The sequence below is a fragment of the Streptomyces sp. NPDC057099 genome (assembly GCF_042671245.1).
Lineage (GTDB): Bacteria > Actinomycetota > Actinomycetes > Streptomycetales > Streptomycetaceae > Streptomyces > Streptomyces purpurascens.
On sequence record NZ_JBHUTX010000006.1, the window covers coordinates 1 to 20780 of the forward strand.

25 protein-coding genes are annotated in these 20780 nt (G+C 71.7%); 19 read left to right on the top strand and 6 right to left on the bottom strand.

All coding sequences use genetic code 11. The features are described 5' to 3' along the window. Nucleotides 1-72: 72 nt before the first annotated feature. Nucleotides 73-237, bottom strand: a complete 165-nt coding sequence (locus tag ACFT4A_RS10430; RefSeq protein ID WP_382827749.1) for a hypothetical protein — start codon at nt 235-237, stop codon at nt 73-75. Nucleotides 238-459: 222 nt separating this feature from the next. Between ACFT4A_RS10430 and ACFT4A_RS10435 the strand changes: the two genes are divergently transcribed. The 4 genes from ACFT4A_RS10435 (at nt 460) to ACFT4A_RS10450 (ending at nt 4459) form a co-directional block, all read left to right on the top strand. After that, the gene (locus tag ACFT4A_RS10435; RefSeq protein ID WP_382827752.1) at nt 460-1671 is read left to right on the top strand and encodes an NYN domain-containing protein; all 1212 of its coding nucleotides are present in this window, start codon (nt 460-462) and stop codon (nt 1669-1671) included. Nucleotides 1672-1794: 123 nt separating this feature from the next. Next, nucleotides 1795-2769 (top strand): ABC transporter ATP-binding protein, encoded by a 975-nt coding sequence (locus ACFT4A_RS10440; RefSeq protein WP_382827755.1) that lies wholly within the window; start codon nt 1795-1797, stop codon nt 2767-2769. A 107-nt stretch (nt 2770-2876) separates the two neighbouring features. Beyond that, nucleotides 2877-3698, top strand: a complete 822-nt coding sequence (locus ACFT4A_RS10445; RefSeq protein ID WP_382827758.1) for an ABC transporter permease — start codon at nt 2877-2879, stop codon at nt 3696-3698. A gap of 56 nt (nt 3699-3754) precedes the next feature. Next, entirely contained in the window at nt 3755-4459 is a 705-nt protein-coding gene (locus ACFT4A_RS10450; protein ID WP_382827760.1) for an AAA family ATPase, read from the top strand. A 106-nt stretch (nt 4460-4565) separates the two neighbouring features. Here the strand turns inward: ACFT4A_RS10450 and ybaK are convergent, their stop codons facing one another. From ybaK to ACFT4A_RS10470, 4 genes are all read right to left on the bottom strand, one after another. Then, nucleotides 4566-5069 carry a Cys-tRNA(Pro) deacylase gene (gene ybaK, locus ACFT4A_RS10455; protein ID WP_382827763.1) on the bottom strand — a complete coding sequence of 168 codons (504 nt, stop codon included), beginning with the start codon at nt 5067-5069 and terminating at the stop codon, nt 4566-4568. 11 nt (nt 5070-5080) lie between these two features. Continuing rightward, a complete protein-coding gene (locus tag ACFT4A_RS10460) occupies nt 5081-5821 on the bottom strand; it encodes an LON peptidase substrate-binding domain-containing protein (protein ID WP_382827766.1) in 741 nt (246 codons plus the stop codon). A gap of 11 nt (nt 5822-5832) precedes the next feature. Further along, nucleotides 5833-6864, bottom strand: a complete 1032-nt coding sequence (locus ACFT4A_RS10465; protein ID WP_382828467.1) for a hypothetical protein — start codon at nt 6862-6864, stop codon at nt 5833-5835. Between the two features lie 121 nt (nt 6865-6985). Beyond that, complete coding sequence (locus ACFT4A_RS10470; protein ID WP_382827769.1) at nt 6986-8563, bottom strand: oxidoreductase; 1578 nt, start codon at nt 8561-8563, stop codon at nt 6986-6988. A gap of 178 nt (nt 8564-8741) precedes the next feature. On the opposite strand from ACFT4A_RS10470, the gene hisD reads away from it, so the two are divergent. From hisD to ACFT4A_RS10520, 10 genes are all read left to right on the top strand, one after another. Further along, the gene (hisD, locus tag ACFT4A_RS10475) at nt 8742-10067 is read left to right on the top strand and encodes a histidinol dehydrogenase (RefSeq protein ID WP_382827772.1); all 1326 of its coding nucleotides are present in this window, start codon (nt 8742-8744) and stop codon (nt 10065-10067) included. Further along, nucleotides 10064-11179, top strand: a complete 1116-nt coding sequence (locus ACFT4A_RS10480; protein WP_382827775.1) for a histidinol-phosphate transaminase — start codon at nt 10064-10066, stop codon at nt 11177-11179. The genes hisD and ACFT4A_RS10480 overlap by 4 nt, the downstream gene beginning before the upstream one ends. Further along, on the top strand, nt 11176-11769 hold the full coding sequence (hisB, locus tag ACFT4A_RS10485; RefSeq protein ID WP_030248649.1) for an imidazoleglycerol-phosphate dehydratase HisB: 594 nt from the start codon (nt 11176-11178) through the stop codon (nt 11767-11769). Before ACFT4A_RS10480 ends, hisB begins: the two co-directional genes overlap by 4 nt. Next, nucleotides 11766-11930 (top strand): hypothetical protein, encoded by a 165-nt coding sequence (locus ACFT4A_RS10490; RefSeq protein ID WP_189729006.1) that lies wholly within the window; start codon nt 11766-11768, stop codon nt 11928-11930. The genes hisB and ACFT4A_RS10490 overlap by 4 nt, the downstream gene beginning before the upstream one ends. After that, complete coding sequence (gene hisH, locus ACFT4A_RS10495; RefSeq protein ID WP_382827778.1) at nt 11927-12571, top strand: imidazole glycerol phosphate synthase subunit HisH; 645 nt, start codon at nt 11927-11929, stop codon at nt 12569-12571. Before ACFT4A_RS10490 ends, hisH begins: the two co-directional genes overlap by 4 nt. Next, nucleotides 12571-13311 (top strand): bifunctional 1-(5-phosphoribosyl)-5-((5-phosphoribosylamino)methylideneamino)imidazole-4-carboxamide isomerase/phosphoribosylanthranilate isomerase PriA, encoded by a 741-nt coding sequence (gene priA, locus ACFT4A_RS10500; protein ID WP_382827781.1) that lies wholly within the window; start codon nt 12571-12573, stop codon nt 13309-13311. Before hisH ends, priA begins: the two co-directional genes overlap by 1 nt. Further along, nucleotides 13308-13712, top strand: a complete 405-nt coding sequence (locus ACFT4A_RS10505) for a RidA family protein (protein WP_382827784.1) — start codon at nt 13308-13310, stop codon at nt 13710-13712. The genes priA and ACFT4A_RS10505 overlap by 4 nt, the downstream gene beginning before the upstream one ends. After that, nucleotides 13709-14464 carry an imidazole glycerol phosphate synthase subunit HisF gene (gene hisF / locus ACFT4A_RS10510; protein WP_382827787.1) on the top strand — a complete coding sequence of 252 codons (756 nt, stop codon included), beginning with the start codon at nt 13709-13711 and terminating at the stop codon, nt 14462-14464. The genes ACFT4A_RS10505 and hisF overlap by 4 nt, the downstream gene beginning before the upstream one ends. Nucleotides 14465-14632: 168 nt before the next feature. Beyond that, nucleotides 14633-15781, top strand: coding sequence for a DNA sulfur modification protein DndB (locus ACFT4A_RS10515; RefSeq protein ID WP_382827790.1), 1149 nt, complete (start codon nt 14633-14635; stop codon nt 15779-15781). A gap of 115 nt (nt 15782-15896) precedes the next feature. Further along, nucleotides 15897-16544, top strand: coding sequence for an NYN domain-containing protein (locus ACFT4A_RS10520; RefSeq protein ID WP_382827793.1), 648 nt, complete (start codon nt 15897-15899; stop codon nt 16542-16544). 34 nt (nt 16545-16578) lie between these two features. Here the strand turns inward: ACFT4A_RS10520 and ACFT4A_RS10525 are convergent, their stop codons facing one another. Further along, nucleotides 16579-17214 (bottom strand): TIGR03085 family metal-binding protein, encoded by a 636-nt coding sequence (locus ACFT4A_RS10525; RefSeq protein WP_382827796.1) that lies wholly within the window; start codon nt 17212-17214, stop codon nt 16579-16581. A gap of 83 nt (nt 17215-17297) precedes the next feature. Here ACFT4A_RS10525 and hisI point away from each other — a divergent pair, with 83 nt between their 5' ends. The 5 genes from hisI (at nt 17298) to ACFT4A_RS10550 (ending at nt 20753) form a co-directional block, all read left to right on the top strand. Continuing rightward, nucleotides 17298-17684 carry a phosphoribosyl-AMP cyclohydrolase gene (gene hisI / locus ACFT4A_RS10530; RefSeq protein WP_382827799.1) on the top strand — a complete coding sequence of 129 codons (387 nt, stop codon included), beginning with the start codon at nt 17298-17300 and terminating at the stop codon, nt 17682-17684. An 11-nt stretch (nt 17685-17695) separates the two neighbouring features. Beyond that, a complete protein-coding gene (locus ACFT4A_RS10535) occupies nt 17696-19177 on the top strand; it encodes an anthranilate synthase component I (RefSeq protein WP_382827802.1) in 1482 nt (493 codons plus the stop codon). Between the two features lie 41 nt (nt 19178-19218). Continuing rightward, entirely contained in the window at nt 19219-19860 is a 642-nt protein-coding gene (locus tag ACFT4A_RS10540; RefSeq protein ID WP_382827805.1) for a TIGR02234 family membrane protein, read from the top strand. A gap of 124 nt (nt 19861-19984) precedes the next feature. Further along, nucleotides 19985-20236 carry an HGxxPAAW family protein gene (locus ACFT4A_RS10545; RefSeq protein ID WP_382827807.1) on the top strand — a complete coding sequence of 84 codons (252 nt, stop codon included), beginning with the start codon at nt 19985-19987 and terminating at the stop codon, nt 20234-20236. An 82-nt stretch (nt 20237-20318) separates the two neighbouring features. Next, complete coding sequence (locus ACFT4A_RS10550; protein ID WP_382827810.1) at nt 20319-20753, top strand: DUF2752 domain-containing protein; 435 nt, start codon at nt 20319-20321, stop codon at nt 20751-20753. Nucleotides 20754-20780 lie beyond the last annotated feature (27 nt).

Genomic DNA, 20780 nt, shown 5'->3' on the forward strand with positions numbered 1-20780 from the left:
GTACCCGGTACCGGGTACGCCCCTCACGCATATGCGCAAGTGGGTGGGTCTCAACGACCCGTCACGCAGATGTCAGTTGTGGCCGAAGCTGCGCTTCCGCTTACGGGTCGCCAGGTCACCGGGGGCGGTGACCTCGGCCTCGGGCTGGGGCTCCGTCTGCGCCGCGGGGCTGCGGTCCGCCCGCTGGCCACGCTCGGTGGGACGCTGTTTGCGTTCACGGTTCTTGTTCTTGGCCATGGTGGTGCCTCCTGTGGGGGATCTAGGGGCCAGGGCCGGGACCAGATTCACACAGGCCGACAACGATCGCATGTCGGACAATTACCGTGCGTGACAGGGCTGGTCGGAGCGGGAACTCCCGAAACGCCACGCCGAAGATCGAGTTCCGGCCGTTAACCTCCGCGGCGTCGGGCAGACTCGAAGCAAGCCCGAAGCAAACCTCCTGGGAAGAGGGTGAGTCGTGTGGACCGCTGCATCGTCCTGGTGGACGCGGGGTATCTGCTGGGAGCCGCGGCGAGTCTCCTCGCCGGGGAGCCCTCACGGTCCCGCATCACCGTCGACCACACGGCCCTCATTCAGGGGCTGCGCGAACGCGCGGAGTCCGATACGCAGCAGCCCCTGCTGCGCATCTACTGGTTCGACGGCGCCCCCGACCGCGTCCCGCAACCGGAGCACCGCCGGCTGCGCGTGATGCCCCGGGTCACCGTCCGGCTCGGCGCGCTGACCCGCAGCGACGGCCGCTGGGCGCAGAAGGGCGTGGACGCCGCGATGCACGCCGAGCTCACCGAGCTGGCCCGCAACCGCGCCTGCTCCGACGTCGTCCTCGTCACCGGCGACGGCGACCTGCTGCCCGGCATGATGGCCGCCAAGGAGCACGGCGTCGCCGTCCATCTGTGGGCCGTCCAGGCCGCCGACGGCGACTACAACCAGTCCGAGGACCTGGTCGCCGAGGCCGACGAGCGGCGTGTCCTGGACCGGACGTGGATCACCAAGGCGGTCCGCGCCAAGGAGTACACCGGCGTGTGCGCCCCGCAGCCCGTGCCCCGGCCCGAGATCGCCGCGATCCTCTCCGCGCCGCTGCCCGAGTCCTCGCTCGCCGCCACGGCCGAGCGCCCCGCCCCGCCGCCCCCGCACCCGGCGGCCGGCACCGGGCAGAACGGCACCGAGGAGCGGGTTCCGGCCCCCAAAGGCGTCCCCACGCCCAAGGACCTGGCGGCCCTGCGCGCCCCCGGAACCCAGCCCGCCCAGCCCCCCGCCTCCGCCACCCTTCGCTGGTCCTCCGACAAGGGCTGGGTCGACCGGCCCACGGCCGAGCCCCCAGAGGCCGCCTCGATGCCGACGCTCGCCCAGCTGACCACGGCGGAGCAGCGGTGGGCCGACCGCGAGGAGGACATCACCACGGTTGGCGGCGACCCCTACGAGGTGGGACAGGTGTTCGCACGGCGCTGGGTGGAGCGCCTCGGCGACCAGGGTCAGCTGCCGAAACTGTCCGGGATGTACCCGCGCATCCCGCACCGGGTCGACGGGGAGCTGCTGCGCTACGCCGCCCGCTTCGGCCTGCTCGCCCACAAGGACGACCAGATCGACGAGCGGGACCGTTACGCCATCCGGGCAGGTTTCTGGCGGGAGATCGGCGTGCGCACGGGCGTGGAGCACACGCCCGTCGGCGACTGAGATCTGTGCGAGCGGATTTCCCGGAATGGACCGACCCGAGAGCCGACCGGGGTTCCCGACCCCGTAGTCTCGTCCCTTGTGAGTAAGCGCGCGGCACAGGCATTTCGGCACGATGGTGACGTCGTGTGCGCGGTCCGCGGGCTGACCAAGACCTATCCGGCGGTCCGGGGCCGGCGCGGCGCACCGGGAACTCCCGAGGTCCGGGCCACGGACGACGTACGGCTGGACATCCGGCGCGGCGAGATCTTCGGCCTGCTCGGGCCGAACGGCGCCGGCAAGTCCACCCTCGTACGGCAGCTCACCGGGCTGATGCGGCCCGACCGCGGCAGCGTGGAGATCCTCGGGCACGACATCGTGCGCCACCCGGAACGGGCCGCGCGCATCCTCGCCTACCTCGGGCAGGAGTCGACCGCCCTCGACGAGCTGACCGTGTCGCTCGCCGCCGAGACCACCGCGCGGCTGCGCGGCCTGGACGTACGGGCCGCGCGCGCCGAGCGGGACGACGTACTCGACGAGCTGGGGCTCGCGCCCCTCGCCGGGCGGCCGCTGAAGAAGCTCTCCGGGGGCCAGCGGCGCCTGGCGTGCTTCGCCGCGGCGCTGGTGGGGGAGCGCTCGCTCCTCGTGCTCGACGAGCCGACCTCCGGCATGGACCCGGTGGCGCGGCGGGCCGTGTGGTCCGCCGTCGACCGGCGACGCGCCGAACGGGGGACGACGGTGCTGCTCGTCACCCACAACGTCATCGAGGCCGAGACCGTACTGGACCGGGTGGCCGTCCTCGACCGGGGAAAGGTGATCGCCTGCGACACCCCGGCCGGGCTGAAGGAACAGGTCGCCGGTGAGGTGCGGGTGGAGCTGGTGTGGCGGGACGCGCCGCCGCTGCACGTCCCCGAGGTGGCCGCGCTGCGGGACCGCGTCGTGGAGTCGGGCCGCCGCTGGACGCTCCGGCTCGGGCCCGAGGAGGCCCGGGCGGTCGTCGCCACCGTCACCGGCGGGGCCGCCTTCGCCGCCCTGGACGACTTCACGCTGGCCACGCCCAGCCTGGAGGACGTGTACCTGGCCCTGGGCGGTGCCGTGCAGCAGGGGCTGGTGAAGGCGTGAGGAGTACCGGGGCCTTGGGTGCGGGGGGCTTGAGCGCACAGCCCGCCGCATACGTACCGAACAGGGCGACCGCCGCAGTGGACCCGAGCGAAGGGGAGCAGCGCGACGTGAGTGTCGTACCCGCCGATGTCCTGCCGGGCAGTGCCCTGGCCGCGGAGGAGCCCGCCGCGTGCGCGGCCGAGCTCGGGCCCAGGGCGCGGCTGTGGCCCTCGCTGGCGGCCGTGTACCGGGCCCAGCTGTCCCGGGCGCGGGTCGCGCGGATCCCGCTGCTGTTCGTGGCGACCTTCCAGTCGATCGGGATCATGATCCTGATGCGCGGGGTCGTCGACGACGGGGCGGAGGCGCAGGCGGTCGTCGCCGGGTCTTCGGTCCTGGTCGTCGCCTTCGTCGCGCTGAACCTGCTCGCGCAGTACTTCGGACAGCTGCGGGCCAGTGGCGGACTCGACCACTACGCGACCCTGCCGGTGCCGCCGGCGGCGGTGGTGCTGGGCGCGGCGGGCGCGTACGCCTCGTTCACCGTGCCGGGGACCATCGTGACGGCGGTGTTCGGCTGCGCGCTGTTCGGGCTGCCGCTGGCCCATCTGTGGGTCCTGATGGCCGTCATCCCGCTCGCGGGCGCCGCGCTCGCCGGGCTGGGGGCGGCGCTGGGCCTGCTCGCGCCCCGGCCGGAGCTGGCCACGCTGCTCGGACAGCTGGGCATGTCGGCGGCGCTGCTGCTGGGCGTGCTGCCGGCGGACCGGATGCCGGAGGTCGTGCGCTTCGCGCGGGACCTGCTGCCGTCGACGTACGGCGTCGAGGCCTTCGCGCGGACGTTCGATCCGCATCCCGACTGGGCCTTCGTGCTCGGTGACCTCGCCGTGTGCGGGGTCGTGGGCGTCGTCTCGCTGGCCGTGGCGACCTGGGCGTACCGCCGGGCGGCCGTCCGGTGAGCGCGGAGCGGTCGTCCGGTGACGCGGCGCACAGGCGGGACTGGCACGATGGCAGGGTGACCGCACCACTGACTCCGCCACCGCCCCCGCATGAACGTTCCGCGCAGGACGCGTGGCAGCCGCCGGCCGACGGGCCCGGGGCGAACGGGCCCCAGGCTCCCGGGTCTCAGCACGCCGAATACGCCGGGCACGGCTGGTACGGACAGGACGGCCCCGGCATGAAGACCGAAGTACGGGAAGCCGCCGTGATCTCGCTGGCCGTGGCGCTCGGCGGGGTGCTGCTCGGAGCGCTGTGGTGGTGGCTCGCACCGCACGTGCCGCTGGTCGGTGACGTGGTGGAGGGCAACTGGGTCGTCTACCTCAAGGACACCGAGGGCGAGCAGGCCGTCGGGGTCGACGGCACGTTCACGCTGCTCGCGCTGGGCTTCGGGGCCGTCAGCGCGCTGGTCGTGTTCCTGCTGCGGCGGCGCGGGGGTGTGCCGCTGGTGGTGGGGCTGGCCGTCGGCGGGCTGCTCGGGTCGTTGCTGGCCTGGCGGCTCGGGGTGTGGCTCGGGCCCGCGGAGGATGTCATCGCGCGGGCGAGGGATGCGGGGCGGGGGGTGACGTTCTCCGCGCCGTTGAAGTTGGGGGCGAAGGGGGCGTTGCTGGCCTGGCCGTTGGCCGCGCTGGTGTTGCATCTGGGGCTCACGGCGTTGTTCGGGCCTCGGGATCCGGAGCCGGAGTTCGAGCACGGGCCTTATGAGGCACCGCCTGCCGCGTAGGTGCTCGGCGTTGGTGCTGAGGCGCGGGTGGGTCCGCAGCCCGGCGGAGCGGGGTGCCGCCTGCGCCCACCCGTGCCGCCCCTAGCGGCACGCATGCCCGCAGGCTCTAGGCCCGGCTGACCGGTGCGAGTACCGCCTCCGTCAGTTTGGCCAGGGACTCCGGTGACAACTCCACCTCCAGGCCCCTCCTGCCCGCCGAGACGCAGATCGTCGGGTGGGTCGAGGCCGAGGCGTCGAGGACCGTGGGGAGCTTCTTGCGCTGGCCCAAGGGCGAGATGCCGCCGCGGACATAGCCCGTGGTGCGTTCGGCCAGGGTCGGGTTGGCCATCGTCGCGCGCTTGCCGCCTACCGCGGCCGCCAGGGACTTGAGGTCCAGTTGGCCCGCCACCGGGACCACCGCGACCGTCAACGCCCCGTCGACGTCCGCCACCAGGGTCTTGAAGACCCGGTCCGGAGAGACGCCCATCGCCTCGGCCGCCTCCTCGCCGTAGGAGGGGTGGGCGGGGTCGTGGTCGTAGGAGTGGACGGTGAAGTCCACGCCCGCCGTCGTGAGCGCGACCGTGGCGGGCGTGCCCCCCGGCTGCTGTTGCTTCTTCGACTTCTTCGCCATGCCGGTCCGCTTCAGTTGAGGCTCATCGGGCCGCGCGTCAGTTCCGACGCCGGCAACGACGGCAGATTACGGATGATGGCCGTCTCCGAGCGAAGGAGTTTCAGCTCGTCGCGCAGGCGGGACGCCGTGTCGGGGGCCTGGAGCAGGCGTTGCTTGGACGGGGTGTCCAGCATCATCGCCGCCGCCACCAGATACGACACCACGCCCGGCTCGTCGGGCAGCTCGGCACCGGTCGCCAGGGAGCGTTCCCGCGCGCCGGCCAGCCGCTTCTGGTACTGGCGGAAGGACCGCAGTACCCCCTCGGCCAACGGCGCGGCCTCGTCCCCCGGCTCCTCGGGCAGCGTCTCCAGCTCGGCCGTCAGGAAGGGGCCGGAGGCGTCGACGGACAGCAGCCGCACCCGGGAGGTGCCGGTCGCCAGCACCTCGAAGGAGCCGTCGGTCCGCTCCCGGATCGTCGCCGCGTCCGCCACACAGCCCACCTTGTGGAACGCCTTGACCGGATCCGCGCCGAAGCCGGCCAGCGGGCCCTTGTCGGGCAGCGCCGTCGGGTCGGGCATGCCGGGCGCGCTCGGGGCCACCTCGTGGCCGTCGCGGATCGCCACGACGGCGAACCGGCGAGGCTCGTCCTCCGGGGTCTTCAGCAGCTCGCGCATCATGGCGCGATACCGCTCCTCGAAGACGTTGAGCGGGAGCACGAGCCCCGGGAACAGCACCGAGTTCAGGGGGAAGAGGGGGAGCCGGACGGTGGTCACGACGCAAAAGCCTAATGGTCGCCGGAGCGGACTCGTCCGCCCCGTTCACTCCGTGGATGCCAGGACGGCCGGCCCGCCGTCGCGGCCCGGACGTCGTCGCGCACCCGCAGGTAGTGTCCGAGCGGGTCGTCCGACACCTGGTCCCAGGGGAACGAGGTGGCGTACGGGCCGTTCAGACGCAGCTGCTCAGTGGCGTCCGGCCAGCGCTCCAGGCGCACCAGGACGAAGATCAGCAGGTTCCGCATCCGGGCCGGCCAGGGGTCGGCCGCCGGCAGCAGCGGGGACAGCGCGATCGCCCGGTCCACGGCCGCGTCCAGCCGCGCCCGCGGCACCTCGGGCCCGCAGCCGTCGGTCAGGTAGCCGAAGGCCGCACGCAGCGGGAGAGCCTGGGCGAGCGCCTCGGCGGGCGCGTCCTGCGCGGCCCGGTCGGCGAAGTCGAAGCACTCCTGGTGCGATCCGTGCCAGAAGGCGGCCAGATAGCGCAGGGCGGCCACATGACAGCCGTAGTGGTGCGGGGCACGGCGTACGGCCGCCGCCCACAGCTCCTCGAAGTACTTGTGCCCGGCCTGCGCGCCCCGCGCGTGGTCGAGCGCGAGCCGCCACGGCACCGGGTCCCGCTGGTCGCCCCGGGCCGCGGCCGTGAGCAGCGGTCTCACCTCGCGCAGCAGCTCGGCGCGGGCCGGTGAGAGCCAGGCGCGGTCCACCGCCAGCTGGGCCCCGACCAGCAGCGCGTCGGGGTCGTGCGGGGCGATGGCGAGCCAGGCGTCCAGCCATTCGGGGCGCGAGCGGGCGAAGGCGGCCAGCCGGGTCACGTACCGGTCGCGTCGCTCCCACTCGGACGCCGCGCGGGTGGCGTGGAGCAGCCCGGCGGCCGGTCCGTGGTCGCCGCGGGCGGCGGCGACCAGCGCCGGACTCAGCCGCGCGTCCGGCGCGTCGAGCAGCACCTCGTCGTCGGCGAAAGGCCCGCTGACGGGGTGGGGGGAGGTCCTTGTCATCCGGCTCGCGCGGATGAACGGGAGCTGCAGAGCCATGGTGTCGACCATTGAAAGACCGCTGGTCACAGCGGCGCCAGATGGTTCGGGGAACTCGCCGAAAGTTGTACGCCTCATGGTCAAGAGAAGGTAAAGGTGTGACAGTTCAACAACTGTGATCACACCGGCAACATCAGTTGCGCCGCAGCAATCGGGTGGCCCCCGCCGCCACCGTCGTCGCCAGGATCCAGCCCAGCAGGATCATCGCCGTCGCCAGCCACTGCCAGCCCCCGCGCAACTGCCAGAAGCCCACCTGGCCCAGGTCGATGACCGGCAGCAGCAGATCGAGCGTGAAGAGCGTGGGACTCCACTCCGGATGCTCGCCCCGCTTCAGCGGCGGATGGCCGGCCTGCGCGAAGGCGAACGAGCCCGCCGCCCACAGCACCGCCATCCAGACGGCGGCCCGGCCCGGCCGGTACCCGTAGGCGACCGTCCAGTCCTGCACATAGCCCCACAGCTTGGCCGCCGGCGGCAGACTCTCGCGGTGCCGGCGCTGCTTGGCGAGCAGCACCTCACGGGCGTCCTGGTCCTCCCCGCCGGCCCGCAGCACGGACGCGAGACGCTCGTACGGCTCCGGGTTGTACTCGGCGGTCGCCGCCGCCACCCAGTCCAGCCGCTCCGCCAGTGGGAACGGGCCGCGCGGCACGAGGTTCTCGTAGGCGAAGCCGCCCATGTGCAGCCGCCCGGGGCCGGGCCAGGCGTCCGCCCGGTCCATCAGGTTGATGATCTTCGCCCCCGACAGCACCACCCGCCCGCGCGCCGGATGCTCCCCGAGGAACCGCAGCTCGGGTGTCTGCACCCGGCGCAGCGACAGCTCCTGGTCGTCGGTGAGGGCGAACCGGGCTCGCTCGAAGTCGACGGCGTCGCCGAACCGCCCGTCGTCCAGCCGTATCCCGCCCTCGCACTCGAACCGCTGGATCCGTGTGCCGCGCGCCGGGGTCATCCCGCTCATCGCCTGGGCGCCGACCCCCGCCGGGGTCAGATACAGGCTGCGCTCGACGGTCAGCTGCGGGGCGTTCAGCGCGAGCCGCTCGTAGGGGTTGACCAGGCGCGCGCCGCGCAGGCTCAGCGAGACGCCGACGGTGGCGGCGCGCAGGCTCAGCTCGCCGTGCGACTCCAGCAGCTCGGCCTGTAAGTCCTGGCCGACGGTCAGGCCGTCCGCGGCGATCGACCGGCCGCTGCGGTCCCGGTGCACGATCGACTGGTTGAGCATCAGGTCCGTGCCGATCTGCGCGTCCGTGATCCGGATGCCGCGGTGGAACCGGCAGCGCGGCAGATGCAGATCGCCCTCGGTGTGCACCCGGGCCGCCTCCAGGCGCGGCACCGAGCAGTCCACCATCCGCAGGGTCGTGAAGCGGGCCTCCGGCAGCAGCACGTCCTGCTCGAACCGGCACTGGCGCATCTCGACGTACGGCACCACCGTGCCCCCCGCGAGGTCCAGCGAGCCGCTGATCCGTATGCCGGCCAGCTTCAGTGCCGACACCCGGCCGGCCAGGGCGGGCGGGCCGTCGAGAAGCAGCCAGCAGACGATCCGGGCCCGCACGGTCCGCTCCTCGCCCCACGGGCTGCCGCCGTGCGGATCGTCCACCAGCGGGTCGCCGCTGCTCAGGTCGTACACGCTGCCGTTACGGAAGGCCTGCCACATGCCGGCCTCGGCCGCGGTCAGGTCCTCGGGCACATCCCCGGCACGTACGCCGGCCCCCTCGGTCACGCTCTTCCCTTCCTCCCCGGGTACTCGCGGGTTGGTTTCTTCGTACAACAGTTCATGCCCGCTGGGTGACGCCCCGAACGCGAAACGTGAGGGGGATCCTCCGGCTTCGCTCCGCGTTCTGTATCAGCCATTGATACGCGCGGACGACGCCTCACCCGGGTCTGAGAGAATTGAGCACGTGATCTCCCGAATCGATCTGCGCGGCGACGCCCTCCCCGAGGGCACCGCCCTGCGTGACCTGCTGCCCCGAGCCGAATTCGACGTAGCGGCCGCCCTGGAGAAGGTGCGTCCCATCTGCGAGGACGTGCATCATCGGGGCGACGCGGCGCTGATCGACTTCGCCGAGCGGTTCGACGGGGTCAGGCTCGACCGGGTGCGGGTGTCGGCCGCCGCGCTCACGCGCGCGCTGGAGGAGCTCGACCCGGCCGTGCGCGCGGCCCTGGAGGAGTCCATCCGCCGCGCCCGCATCGTCCACCGCGCCCAGCGCCGTGACACGCACACCACCCAGGTCGTGCCCGGCGGCGCCGTGACCGAGAAGTGGGTGCCGGTCGAGCGGGTCGGGCTGTACGCGCCCGGCGGCCGCTCCGTCTACCCGTCCTCCGTGATCATGAACGTGGTGCCCGCGCAGGAGGCCGGCGTCGAGTCCATCGCGCTCGCCTCGCCCGCCCAGGCCGAGTTCGACGGCCTGCCCCACCCCACCATCCTCGCCGCCTGCGCGCTGCTCGGTGTCGACGAGGTGTACGCGGCCGGCGGTGCCACGGCCGTCGCGATGTTCGCCTACGGCACCGAGTCCTGCGCGCCCGCGAACATGGTCACCGGCCCCGGCAACATCTGGGTCGCCGCCGCCAAGCGCTACTTCACCGGAAAGATCGGCATCGACGCCGAGGCCGGCCCGACCGAGATCGCGGTCCTCGCCGACGACACGGCCGACCCGGTGCACGTCGCCTCCGACCTGATCAGCCAGGCCGAGCACGACCCGCTGGCCGCCGCCGTCCTGGTCACCGACTCGGTCGAGCTGGCGGACGCCGTGGAGAAGGAGCTGGAGCCGCAGGTCGCGGCCACCCGGCACGTCGACGACCGGATCGTCCCGGCCCTGACCGGCAAGCAGTCCGCGATCGTGCTGGTCGACGGTGTCGACGAGGGCCTGAGGGTGGTCGACGCGTACGGCGCCGAGCACCTGGAGATCCAGACGGCCGACGCCGCGGCGGTGGCCGACCGGGTCCGCAACGCCGGCGCGATCTTCATCGGCCCCTGGGCCCCCGTCTCCCTCGGCGACTACGCGGCCGGCTCCAACCACGTCCTGCCCACCGGCGGCTGCGCCTGCCACTCCTCGGGCCTGTCCGTCCAGTCCTTCCTGCGCGGCATCCACATCGTCGACTACACGAAGGACGCGCTGGCCGAGGTCGCGCACCATGTGGTGACGCTGGCGGAGGCGGAGGACCTGCCCGCGCACGGCGCGGCGATCAAGGCAAGGTTCGGCTGGAAGGTTCCAGAAGGCAAGTGACAGGCATCGACGATCTCCCCGTACGGGACGAGCTGCGCGGCAAGTCCCCCTACGGCGCGCCCCAGCTGGACGTCCCCGTACGGCTGAACACCAACGAGAACCCCTACCCGCTGCCCGAGCCGCTGGTCGAGCGCATCGCCGAGCGGGTCCGTGAGGCGGCCCGGAACCTCAACCGCTACCCGGACCGGGACGCGGTCGAGCTGCGCACCAGGCTCGCCGAGTACCTGACGGACACCTCCGGCCACGAGGTCGGCCTGGCCAACGTCTGGGCGGCCAACGGCTCCAACGAGGTCATCCAGCAGCTGCTGCAGACCTTCGGCGGGCCGGGCCGCACCGCGATCGGCTTCGAGCCGTCGTACTCGATGCACGGGCTCATCTCGCGCGGCACGGGCACGGGCTGGATCTCCGGCCCCCGCAACGAGGACTTCACGGTCGACCTGGAGGCCGCCGAGAAGGCGATCGCCGAGCACCGGCCCGACGTCGTCTTCATCACCACGCCCAACAACCCCACGGGCAACGCGGTCCCGCCCGAGACGGTCCTCGCGCTGTACGAGGCCGCGCAGGCGGTCAAGCCGTCGATGGTCGTGGTGGACGAGGCGTACATCGAGTTCAGCCACGGCGACTCGCTGCTGCCGCTGATCGAGGGCCGACCGAACCTCGTCGTCTCCCGCACGATGTCGAAGGCGTTCGGCGCGGCGGGCCTGCGCCTCGGCTACCTCGCCGCGCACCCGGCCGTCGTGGACGCCGTCCAGCTGGTCCGGCTGCCGTACCACCTGTCGGCCGTCACGCAGGCGACCGCCCTGGCCGCCCTGGAGCACACCGAGACGCTGCTGGGCTACGTCGAGCAGCTCAAGGCCGAGCGGGACCGGCTGGTGCGCGAACTGCGCGCGACCGGCTACGAGGTCGTCGAGTCCGATGCCAACTTCGTGCAGTTCGGGCGATTCGACGACGAGGGCGGCTCGCACACGGCCTGGCAGAAGATCCTCGACCAGGGCGTTCTGGTCCGGGACAACGGCATCCCCGGGTGGCTGCGGGTGTCGGCCGGAACCCCCGAAGAGAACGACGCGTTCCTCGACGCGGTTCGTGCACTGAAGAAGGAGCAGAGTCAATGAGCCGCACCGGACGCGTGGAGCGGACGACCAAGGAGACCACGGTCCTCGTCGAGATCGACCTCGACGGCACCGGCAAGACGGAGATCTCCACCGGCGTCGGCTTCTACGACCACATGCTCGACCAGCTCGGCCGGCACGGTCTGTTCGACCTGACCGTGAAGACCGAGGGCGATCTGCACATCGACTCGCACCACACCATCGAGGACACCGCCCTCGCGCTCGGCGCCGCCTTCAAGCAGGCCCTCGGCGACAAGGTGGGGATCTACCGCTTCGGCAACTGCACGGTCCCGCTGGACGAGTCCCTCGCGCAGGTCACCGTCGACCTGTCCGGCCGCCCCTACCTCGTGCACACCGAGCCCGAGAAGATGGCGCCGATGATCGGCGAGTACGACACCACGATGACGCGGCACATCCTGGAGTCCTTCGTGGCCCAGGCCCAGATCGCGCTGCACGTGCACGTGCCCTACGGGCGCAACGCGCACCACATCGTGGAGTGCCAGTTCAAGGCGCTGGCCCGGGCCCTGCGCTACGCGTCCGAGCGTGACCCGCGCGCGGCCGGCATCCTCCCGTCCACGAAGGGCGCCCTGTGAACGGCATCTCGACCCTGCTGATCGTCGTCGGCCTGTTCCTCGTCGGCGGGATCTACTCCTTCGTCAAGCAGAAGATGCCCAAGGGCCTGATCGTGCTGCTGTCGATCGGCGCCGCGATGTGCCTCGTGGCCGGCGTCGTGCGGCTGGAGGTGTGGAATTGAGCACCCCTCAGAAGAAGGTAGTCGTCTTCGACTACGGCTTCGGCAACGTCCGCTCCGCCGAGCGTGCCCTCGCCCGCGCGGGAGCCGATGTCGAGATCACCCGTGACTACGACAAGGCCATGAACGCCGACGGGCTGCTCGTCCCCGGCGTCGGCGCCTTCGCCTCCTGCATGAAGGGCCTGCGCGAGGTGCGCGGCGACTGGATCGTCGACCGCAGGCTCTCCGGCGGCCGCCCCGTCATGGGCATCTGCGTCGGCATGCAGATCCTCTTCGCGCGCGGCATCGAGCACGGCGTGGAGACCGACGGCCTCGACGAGTGGCCCGGCTCGGTCGAGCCGCTCCAGGCCGACGTCGTGCCCCACATGGGCTGGAACACCGTGGAGGCCGCGCCCGGCTCGCGGCTCTTCGCCGGCCTGGACACGGACGCCCGCTTCTACTTCGTGCACTCCTACGCCGTCCACGACTGGTCGCTGGAGACCCACAACCCGACCCTCGAGCCCCCCAAGGTGACCTGGTCCACGCACGGCAAGCCGTTCGTCGCCGCCGTCGAGAACGGCGCCCTGTGGGCCACGCAGTTCCACCCCGAGAAGTCCGGCGACGCCGGAGCGCAGCTGCTGAACAACTGGATCGGAACCCTCTGATGTCCCCGAAGTCTTCCGTGAAGCTCGAACTCCTCCCCGCCGTCGACGTCCGTGACGGCCAGGCCGTCCGCCTGGTGCACGGCGAGTCCGGTACGGAGACCTCCTACGGATCCCCGCTGGACGCCGCCCTCGCCTGGCAGCGGTCCGGCGCCGAGTGGCTGCACCTGGTCGACCTGGACGCCGCGTTCGGCACCGGGAACAACCGTGAGCTGATCGCCGAGGTCGCGAAGGCGATGGACATCAAGGTGGAGCTGTCCGGCGGCATCCGCGACGACGACACCCTCGCCGCCGCCCTGGCCACCGGCTGCACCCGGGTGAACCTCGGGACGGCCGCCCTGGAGACCCCCGAGTGGGTCGCCAAGGTCATCGCCGAGCACGGCGACCAGATCGCCGTCGGCCTCGACGTACGCGGCACGACCCTGCGCGGCCGGGGCTGGACCCGCGACGGCGGCGACCTCTACGAGACGCTGGCGCGCCTCGACAAGGAGGGCTGCGCCCGGTACGTCGTGACGGACATCGCCAAGGACGGCACGCTCCAGGGCCCCAACCTGGAACTCCTGAAGAACGTCTGCGCGGCCACCGACCGCCCGGTCGTCGCCTCGGGCGGCGTGTCGTCGCTGGACGACCTGCGCGCGATCGCGGGTCTCGTCCCGGCCGGTGTCGAGGGGGCCATCGTCGGGAAGGCCCTGTACGCGAAGGCGTTCACCCTGGAAGAAGCCTTGGAGGCTGTGGCGTCATGACATCCGAAGCCGTACGGCGCGTGCAGAGCGGAAGTCCCTGGGAAGAGTCCTTCGGTTTTGCACGGGCCGTGGCGGCGGGTGACCGTGTCATCGTGGCGGGCACGACCGCCTTCAAGGGCGACGTGCTGTACGGCGACGGCGACCCGTACGAACAGACCAAGGTGGCCTTCGCCAGTGCGGTCGAGGCGATCGGTGAGTTCGGGCTCGGCATCGAGTCCGTGATCCGGACGCGTGTGTGCCTGGCACATTCGCGTGATGTCGATGCGGTGGGCCGCGCCCACAAGGAGTTGTTCGACTCCGTACGCCCGGTCACGACCCTGCTGGTCGTGGAGGGCTTCATCGACTCGCGGGTCCTGGTGTCAGTCGAAGTGGAAGCGTATAGAGGAGCCGTGGATTCATGACCCTGGCGGTCCGAGTCATCCCCTGCCTGGACGTGGACAACGGCCGGGTCGTCAAGGGCGTCAACTTCCAGAACCTGCGCGACGCGGGCGACCCCGTCGAGATGGCCAAGGTGTACGACGCCGAGGGCGCCGACGAGCTGACGTTCCTGGACATCACCGCCTCGTCGGGCAACCGCGAGACGACGTACGACGTGGTGCGCCGTACGGCCGAGCAGGTGTTCATCCCGCTCACGGTCGGCGGCGGTGTGCGCACCGCCGAGGACGTGGACAAGCTGCTGCGCGCGGGCGCGGACAAGGTGGGTGTCAACACCGCCGCCATCGCGCGTCCCGAGCTGATCCGTGAGATCGCCGAGCGCTTCGGCCGGCAGGTGCTGGTCCTCTCGGTGGACGCCCGCCGCACCGAGTCGGGCTCCTTCGAGGTGACCACCCACGGCGGCCGTCGCGGCACCGGCATCGACGCCGTCGAGTGGGCGCACCGGGCCGCCGAGCTGGGCGCGGGGGAGATCCTGCTCAACTCGATGGACGCGGACGGTACGAAGGACGGCTACGACCTGGAGATGATCCGGGCCGTACGCAAGCACGTGACCGTCCCCGTCATCGCCTCGGGCGGCGCCGGCAAGCTGACCGACTTCCCCCCGGCCGTCGCGTCGGGCGCGGACGCGGTGCTGGCCGCGTCGGTCTTCCACTTCGGGGACCTGCGGATCGGCGAGGTGAAGGAAGTCCTGCGTCAAGCGTCGTATCCGGTGAGGTAGCACTTTCTCGAGGCGGAAAGTCACCAATCTCGAGAAAGCTCTGCGCCGAGCTCGAGTCACGCCCTACCCTGATGGACTATCAGCGATGGTGCTGAAGAAATGGGTGGGGTTGTGGCAACGCTGAGCACCGACGGGTTCAACCCGGCGGCGGGTACATTCATCCGCTGCATGCCGATCGACGAGCGGACCACGCACATCCAGGTGCAGTTCCAGCAGTTGCGCGCGGTCACGCATGACCCCGCGGTCCTCCAGCCGGGTGCGAAGCTGCGCCCCTCGGACGTCACGGAGGACGACGTCGAACTGCACTCGTTGGTACAGCGCGGCCTCGAGCTGGGCAAGAAGTCGAACATCCCCAAGTACGCGGCGTACATCCGGCGCCGCGTGATGGGGGAGGAGCACGGAGTGCTCCCTCCCATGCACTTGTGGACCGAACGGACCCTGTCCGTCCACCAGTTCGCCGAGAGCGGTGTGGTGCAGCACTACCTCTGCGTGCCGTACGGCCTGAAGCTGATCGCCATCGACGGGGAGACGCAGCTAGCGAGCCACTATCACCTTCAGCAGGACCTGACCCTCGGTCAGGACGCGAAGGAACAGCACGCCACCTCCTACCTGAGCGCCGTGGTGCACGACGACCGGCCGCACATGCAGGCCCGGAAGTTCTTCCACGACCTGAACGTGCTCGGCGTCCGGGTCAACTCCACCATCGCCCTGTCCATGGACACCACTGACCCGGTGATGGCCGTCGTGGGCCGGATCTCGGACGAGGTGCCCTTCTTCAGCGGCCGGGTCGAACGGATCGCCCGCCAGATCAAGAAGAACAGTTCCAAGGTGATCAAGCTGCAGGATCTGCGGCAGTGCGTCATCAACATGGCGCACGGCATCGCGGGCGTGCAGTTCGGTGCCAAGCCCGCACCCGTCGACAGGGTCGACCTCGAGGATCTCGAAACCGTGGCCCGTGACTGGCTGACGGCCTATTCGGAAGCCTTCGGCGCAGAACTCACGGACCGCGAGGGATGCGTCGCGGGCACCGGTACGGTCCTCGCCGCGGTCGGAGCGATGGGCCGCGCCCTGCTGACTGCCCCGCCCGAGGAACGCGACACGCGCCGCGAGGCACTGCTCGAGAGCCTGCGGCCGGTCGACTGGCGCAAGGGCGACCACTGGCTGGGCACCGTGCTCACCCAGACACCGCGCGGCAACTACACGATCAATGGGCCGAAGCAGTCCGCGTACGCCGTGTACGGGGCACTTCACGACCCCACGAACGCCGCCTACCACCGGGTCCGCCATCAGCCCGAGCCGGCGACCGCGGGCGACTAGGCAGGGCCGCACCCGCATCAAAAAACGGCCCCGTTGCCGGGGCCGTTCCTGTCGGCATGCGCCGACCTTGTATGACTTCACGTTAGCAGGCGGCATACCTGGCCGGGAGAGACTCGTGAGCACCGTCATCGCCTACGTCGACGGCTTCAACCTTTATTACGGAATGCGGGCCAAATACGGCCACCGCTACTACTGGCTGGACCTCGCCGCCCTGGTCAGGCGGCTGAGACCGAACGACACGCTGGTCAAGGTCCGCTACTTCACGGCCATGGTCCGCGCCGAGCCCTCGGCCGCACAGAACCAGCGCGTGTATCTCGATGCCCTGGCCGCCCACAACCGGGGAGAGGTGGACATCACGCTGGGGCGCTTCACGGAGAAGCGCCCGCGCTGCGGCCGGTGCCGCACCGGCTGGCAGTGCGCCTGCATTCCCTCGCGGGTTTACCGCACCTATGAGGAGAAGGCGACCGACGTAGCCATCGGGTCGCGGCTGGTCGAGGACAGCGCGCTGGGGGCCTCTGATGTGGCCCTGATCATCTCCGCGGACACCGACCTGGTACCGGCTGTCGAGTCGGCCCGCCGCGTTGATCCGAACAGAGCGATCTATCTCGCCCTGCCGCCGGGAAACATGTCTCCCAGCGCCAACTTCGCCGGTGTCGGCTACTTCAACATCAACGAAACGGCCCTGCGCGCCTGCCAGCTCCCGCCTGTGGTCCCCGACGTCACCCAGGGGGCCCTGTACCAGCGGCCCGCCAAGTGGAAGTGAGCCGGGAGGCTCCGCGGGAGCCCCTCCCAGCGTGTCAGATCCCGAGCTGCTTCGACTCGTGCAGCTTCGCGATCGCGTTCCCGTCGCCGTCCAGGTCGACCTTGGCCGCGCTCTGCCGGCCGTAGGAGAACAGGACCAGCTCGGACGGCTCGCCGGTCACCGTCACCACCGGTGTGCCGCGCTGGGCGACCGTCGTCTGGCCGTCGGGGCGGCGCAGGACCAGGCCCGTCGGGACGCCGCGGCCCATCAGCCGGGCGGTGCGTTCCAGACGGGACCACAGGGCGTCCTGGAAGACCGCGTCGAGCTCGCGCGTCGACCAGTCGGGCTGGGCGCGCCGGACGTCCTCCGTATGGACGTAGAACTCGATGAGGTTCGACATCTCGTCGACCGGCTTGAGGGAGAAGGGCGAGAAGCGCGGCGGACCCGTACGGATCAGCTGGATCAGCTCCTCGTAGGGCTTGCCGGTGTACTCGGCCATCACCCGGTCCAGGCGCGAGGCGAGCTGCTTGATCAGTATCCCGCCCGCGGCATCAGGGCGGCGCTCGCGCACCACCACGTGCGCGGCGAGGTCCCGCGTCGTCCAGCCCTCGCACAGGGTCGGCGCGTCCGGGCCCGCGGTCTCCAACAGATCGGCGAGGAGAAGTCGTTCACGCTTGGCATGGGTCGACATGCCGCCAGCCTACGACCGCGCACCTGGTCCGGACAGTGGACACTCCACCGACCCTGCCAGTGGCGCCCGGCACAATGGACCACATGACCAGCACGCCCAGCCGCCTCGACCCGGAGATCGCAGCGCGCCTCAAGCGCAGCGCCGACGGCCTCCTGCCCGCCATCGCCCAGCAGTACGACACCGGAGAGGTGCTGATGCTCGGCTGGATGGACGACGAGGCACTGCATCGCACCCTGACCACCGGCCGCTGCACGTACTGGTCCCGCAGCCGCCGGGAGTACTGGGTCAAGGGCGACACGTCCGGCCACTTCCAGTGGGTCAAGTCCGTCGCCCTCGACTGCGACGCCGACACCGTGCTCGTCAAGGTCGACCAGGTCGGGGCCGCCTGCCACACCGGTGCCCGCACCTGCTTCGACGAGGACGTGCTGCTCAAGGACGGCGGTTCGGACGCCGCCGCCGCGGATCAGTAAGGTCAGCCGCCATGGACCTCGAGACGTTCCGCAAGCTCGCCACCGACCGGCGGGTCATCCCCGTCACCCGCAAGCTCCTCGCCGACGGCGACACCCCGGTCGCGCTCTACCGCAAGCTCGCCGCCGAGCGCCCCGGCACCTTCCTGCTGGAGTCCGCCGAGAACGGCCGCTCCTGGTCCCGGTACTCCTTCGTCGGAGTCCGCAGCGCCGGCGCCCTGACCACGCGTGACGGACAGGCGCACTGGCTGGGCACCCCGCCCGTCGGCGTCCCCACCGACGGCGACCCGCTCGCCGCCCTGCGCGCCACCATCGAGGCCCTGCACACCCCGCACCAGGAGGGCATGCCGCCCTTCACCGGCGGCATGGTGGGCTATCTCGGTTACGACATCGTCCGCCGCCTGGAGAAGATCGGCCCCGGCGAGCGCGACGACCTGAAGCTGCCTGAGCTGACCATGCTCCTGACCAGCGATCTCGCCGTCATGGACCACTGGGAGGGCTCGGTCCTGCTGATCGCCAACGCGATCAACCACAACGACCTCGACACCGGTGTCGACGAGGCGTACGCGGACGCGATCGCCCGCCTCGACGCCATGGAGGCGGACCTCTCGCGCGCGGTGGCCCAGCCCCCCGCCGTCCTGCCGCCCTCCGAAGTCCCCGAGTACTCCGCGCTCTGGGGCGGCCCCGACTTCCAGGAGGCCGTCGAGGACATCAAGGAGCGCATCCGGGCCGGCGAGGCCTTCCAGGTGGTGCCCTCCCAGCGCTTCGAGACGCCCTGCACGGCGAGCGCGCTGGACGTCTACCGGGTCCTGCGGGCCACCAACCCGTCGCCGTACATGTACCTGTTCCGCTTCGACGGGTTCGACGTCGTCGGCTCGTCCCCCGAGGCCCTGGTCAAGGTCGAGGACGGGCGGGCCATGGTCCACCCCATCGCCGGCACCCGCTGGCGCGGCGCCACCCCGCAGGAGGACCAGGCCCTCGCCGACGAACTCCTCGCCGACCCCAAGGAGCGCGCCGAGCACCTCATGCTCGTCGACCTGGGCCGCAACGACCTGGGGCGGGTCTGCGAGCCCGGCTCGGTCGAGGTCGTCGACTTCATGTCCATCGAGAAGTACTCGCACGTCATGCACATCGTCTCGACGGTGACGGGCCGCGTCGCCCCGGGCCGCACGGCCTTCGACGTCCTCACCGCCTGCTTCCCGGCCGGCACCCTCTCCGGCGCCCCGAAGCCCCGCGCCATGCAGATCATCGACGAACTCGAACCGTCCCGTCGCGGGCTGTACGGCGGCTGCGTCGGCTACCTCGACTTCGCGGGCGACTCCGACACCGCCATCGCCATCCGCACGGCCCTGCTGCGCGACGGCACCGCCTACGTCCAGGCCGGCGCGGGCATCGTCGCCGACTCCGACCCGGTCGCCGAGGACACCGAGTGCCGCAACAAGGCGGCGGCGGTCCTGCGGGCCGTCCACACGGCGAACCGGCTGGGAAAGGCCTGAGATGAACCCCGGGTGACGGTTCGCCCGGGGTTCAGGCGATAGTGGGGTACGTGACTGCTGTACCGCACCCACGTTCCCAAGCCTCCGGATCCGCCCGGGCCGGCCGACTGAGCCTCGCCGTCGCCCTGCTGTGCGGCGCGCTCGGCGCTGCCGTGGCGCTGCTCGCCACCCGGCAGAGCTGGTCGGAGGGCACCGCGACGGTGGCCGGTGGCGCCTTCCCCCTGACCGCCACGGGCAGCGACGTCACGGGCGTCCCCGCCGCGCTCGCCATAGTGGGCCTCGCCGCGCTCGTCGCCGTCTTCGCCGTCCGCCGGAGCGGCCGCGTCGTCGTGGCCGCCCTGCTGGCGCTCTCCGGCGCGGGCACCGTCGCCGCCGCCCTGCTCGGCGCCTCCGACAGCTCCGCGCTCGACGAGAAGGCCGCCGAGGCCTCCGGCGACACCTCCGCCTCCGTGGCGGCCCTCAGCCACACCGCCTGGCCCTACGTCGCGGCCGTCGGCGGCGTCCTGCTCCTGCTGGCCGGACTGCTCGCCCTGCGCTACGGCCGCCTCTGGCCCGCGATGTCCGGCCGCTACGAGCGGGACGGCACGCCCCGGCCGCGCCGCAAGGCCCCCGTAGTCGACCCCGACCGGCCCGAGGACCTCTGGAAGGCCCTCGACCGGGGCGAGGACCCGACCGGGGCGTGAACCGCGCGGGTGCGCGCGGCACGAGAAGCGGAGGGAGTACCCCCGCTCACCGGACGCGCGCACGTGCGGGACAATGGGCGCGAGCGTCCTGCTCAGACACGCACACAGCAACGAGGAGCAAGCAATGGCGGGCAGCAGCCACGGTCACACCCCGGCCGCCTGGACCGGTGTCACGATCGCCTTCATCGGTTTCTGCATCGCGGGCGCGTTCATGGTGTTGGACCAGCCGCTGGGCTTCTGGGCGGGCATGGTGGTCGTGCTGCTCGGCGGTGTCGTCGGCGCGGCCATGCGGGCGATGGGCATGGGCCAGCCCAAGGACCTGCACCACCCGCACGCGATGACGGGCGACCGCGAGCCGGCGCGCGCCGAGGGCTGATCCCCCGGAACACACCGTTGTCGCGTGAGGGGCGGCCGGCACTGGGATGCCGGGACCGCCCCTCACGCGCGTGCGGGGCACAATGCATTCCGTGAACGCCGACAGCCGAAGGGTGACGCGCAGCGTCCCGAGCCGCCTGGCCGTCCCCGCCGGGGTGCTGGCGGCCGTCGCCGCCGCCTTCGCCTACGTGGGCACGGTGGACCCCAACGAACCCGGCCACTACCCCGTCTGCCCGCTGCTGCGCTACACCGGCCTGTACTGCCCCGGCTGCGGCGGACTGCGCAGCGCGCACGCCTTCGTCCACGGCGACGTCGCGGCGGCGTTCCAGGACAACGCGCTCGCCGTCCTCGGCTATCTCGGCTTCGCCGTACTGTGGACCGTATGGGTGGTCCACGCGGTCCGCGGGCGCCCGCTGCGGATCGATCCCCGGCCGGCGCAGGTGTGGAGCCTCGGCGCGTTGCTGCTGGTCTTCACGGTTGTCCGGAACCTGCCCTTCGGTGGCTGGCTCCACCCTTGATCCGGCGGCAGACGTCCAGGTAGTGGG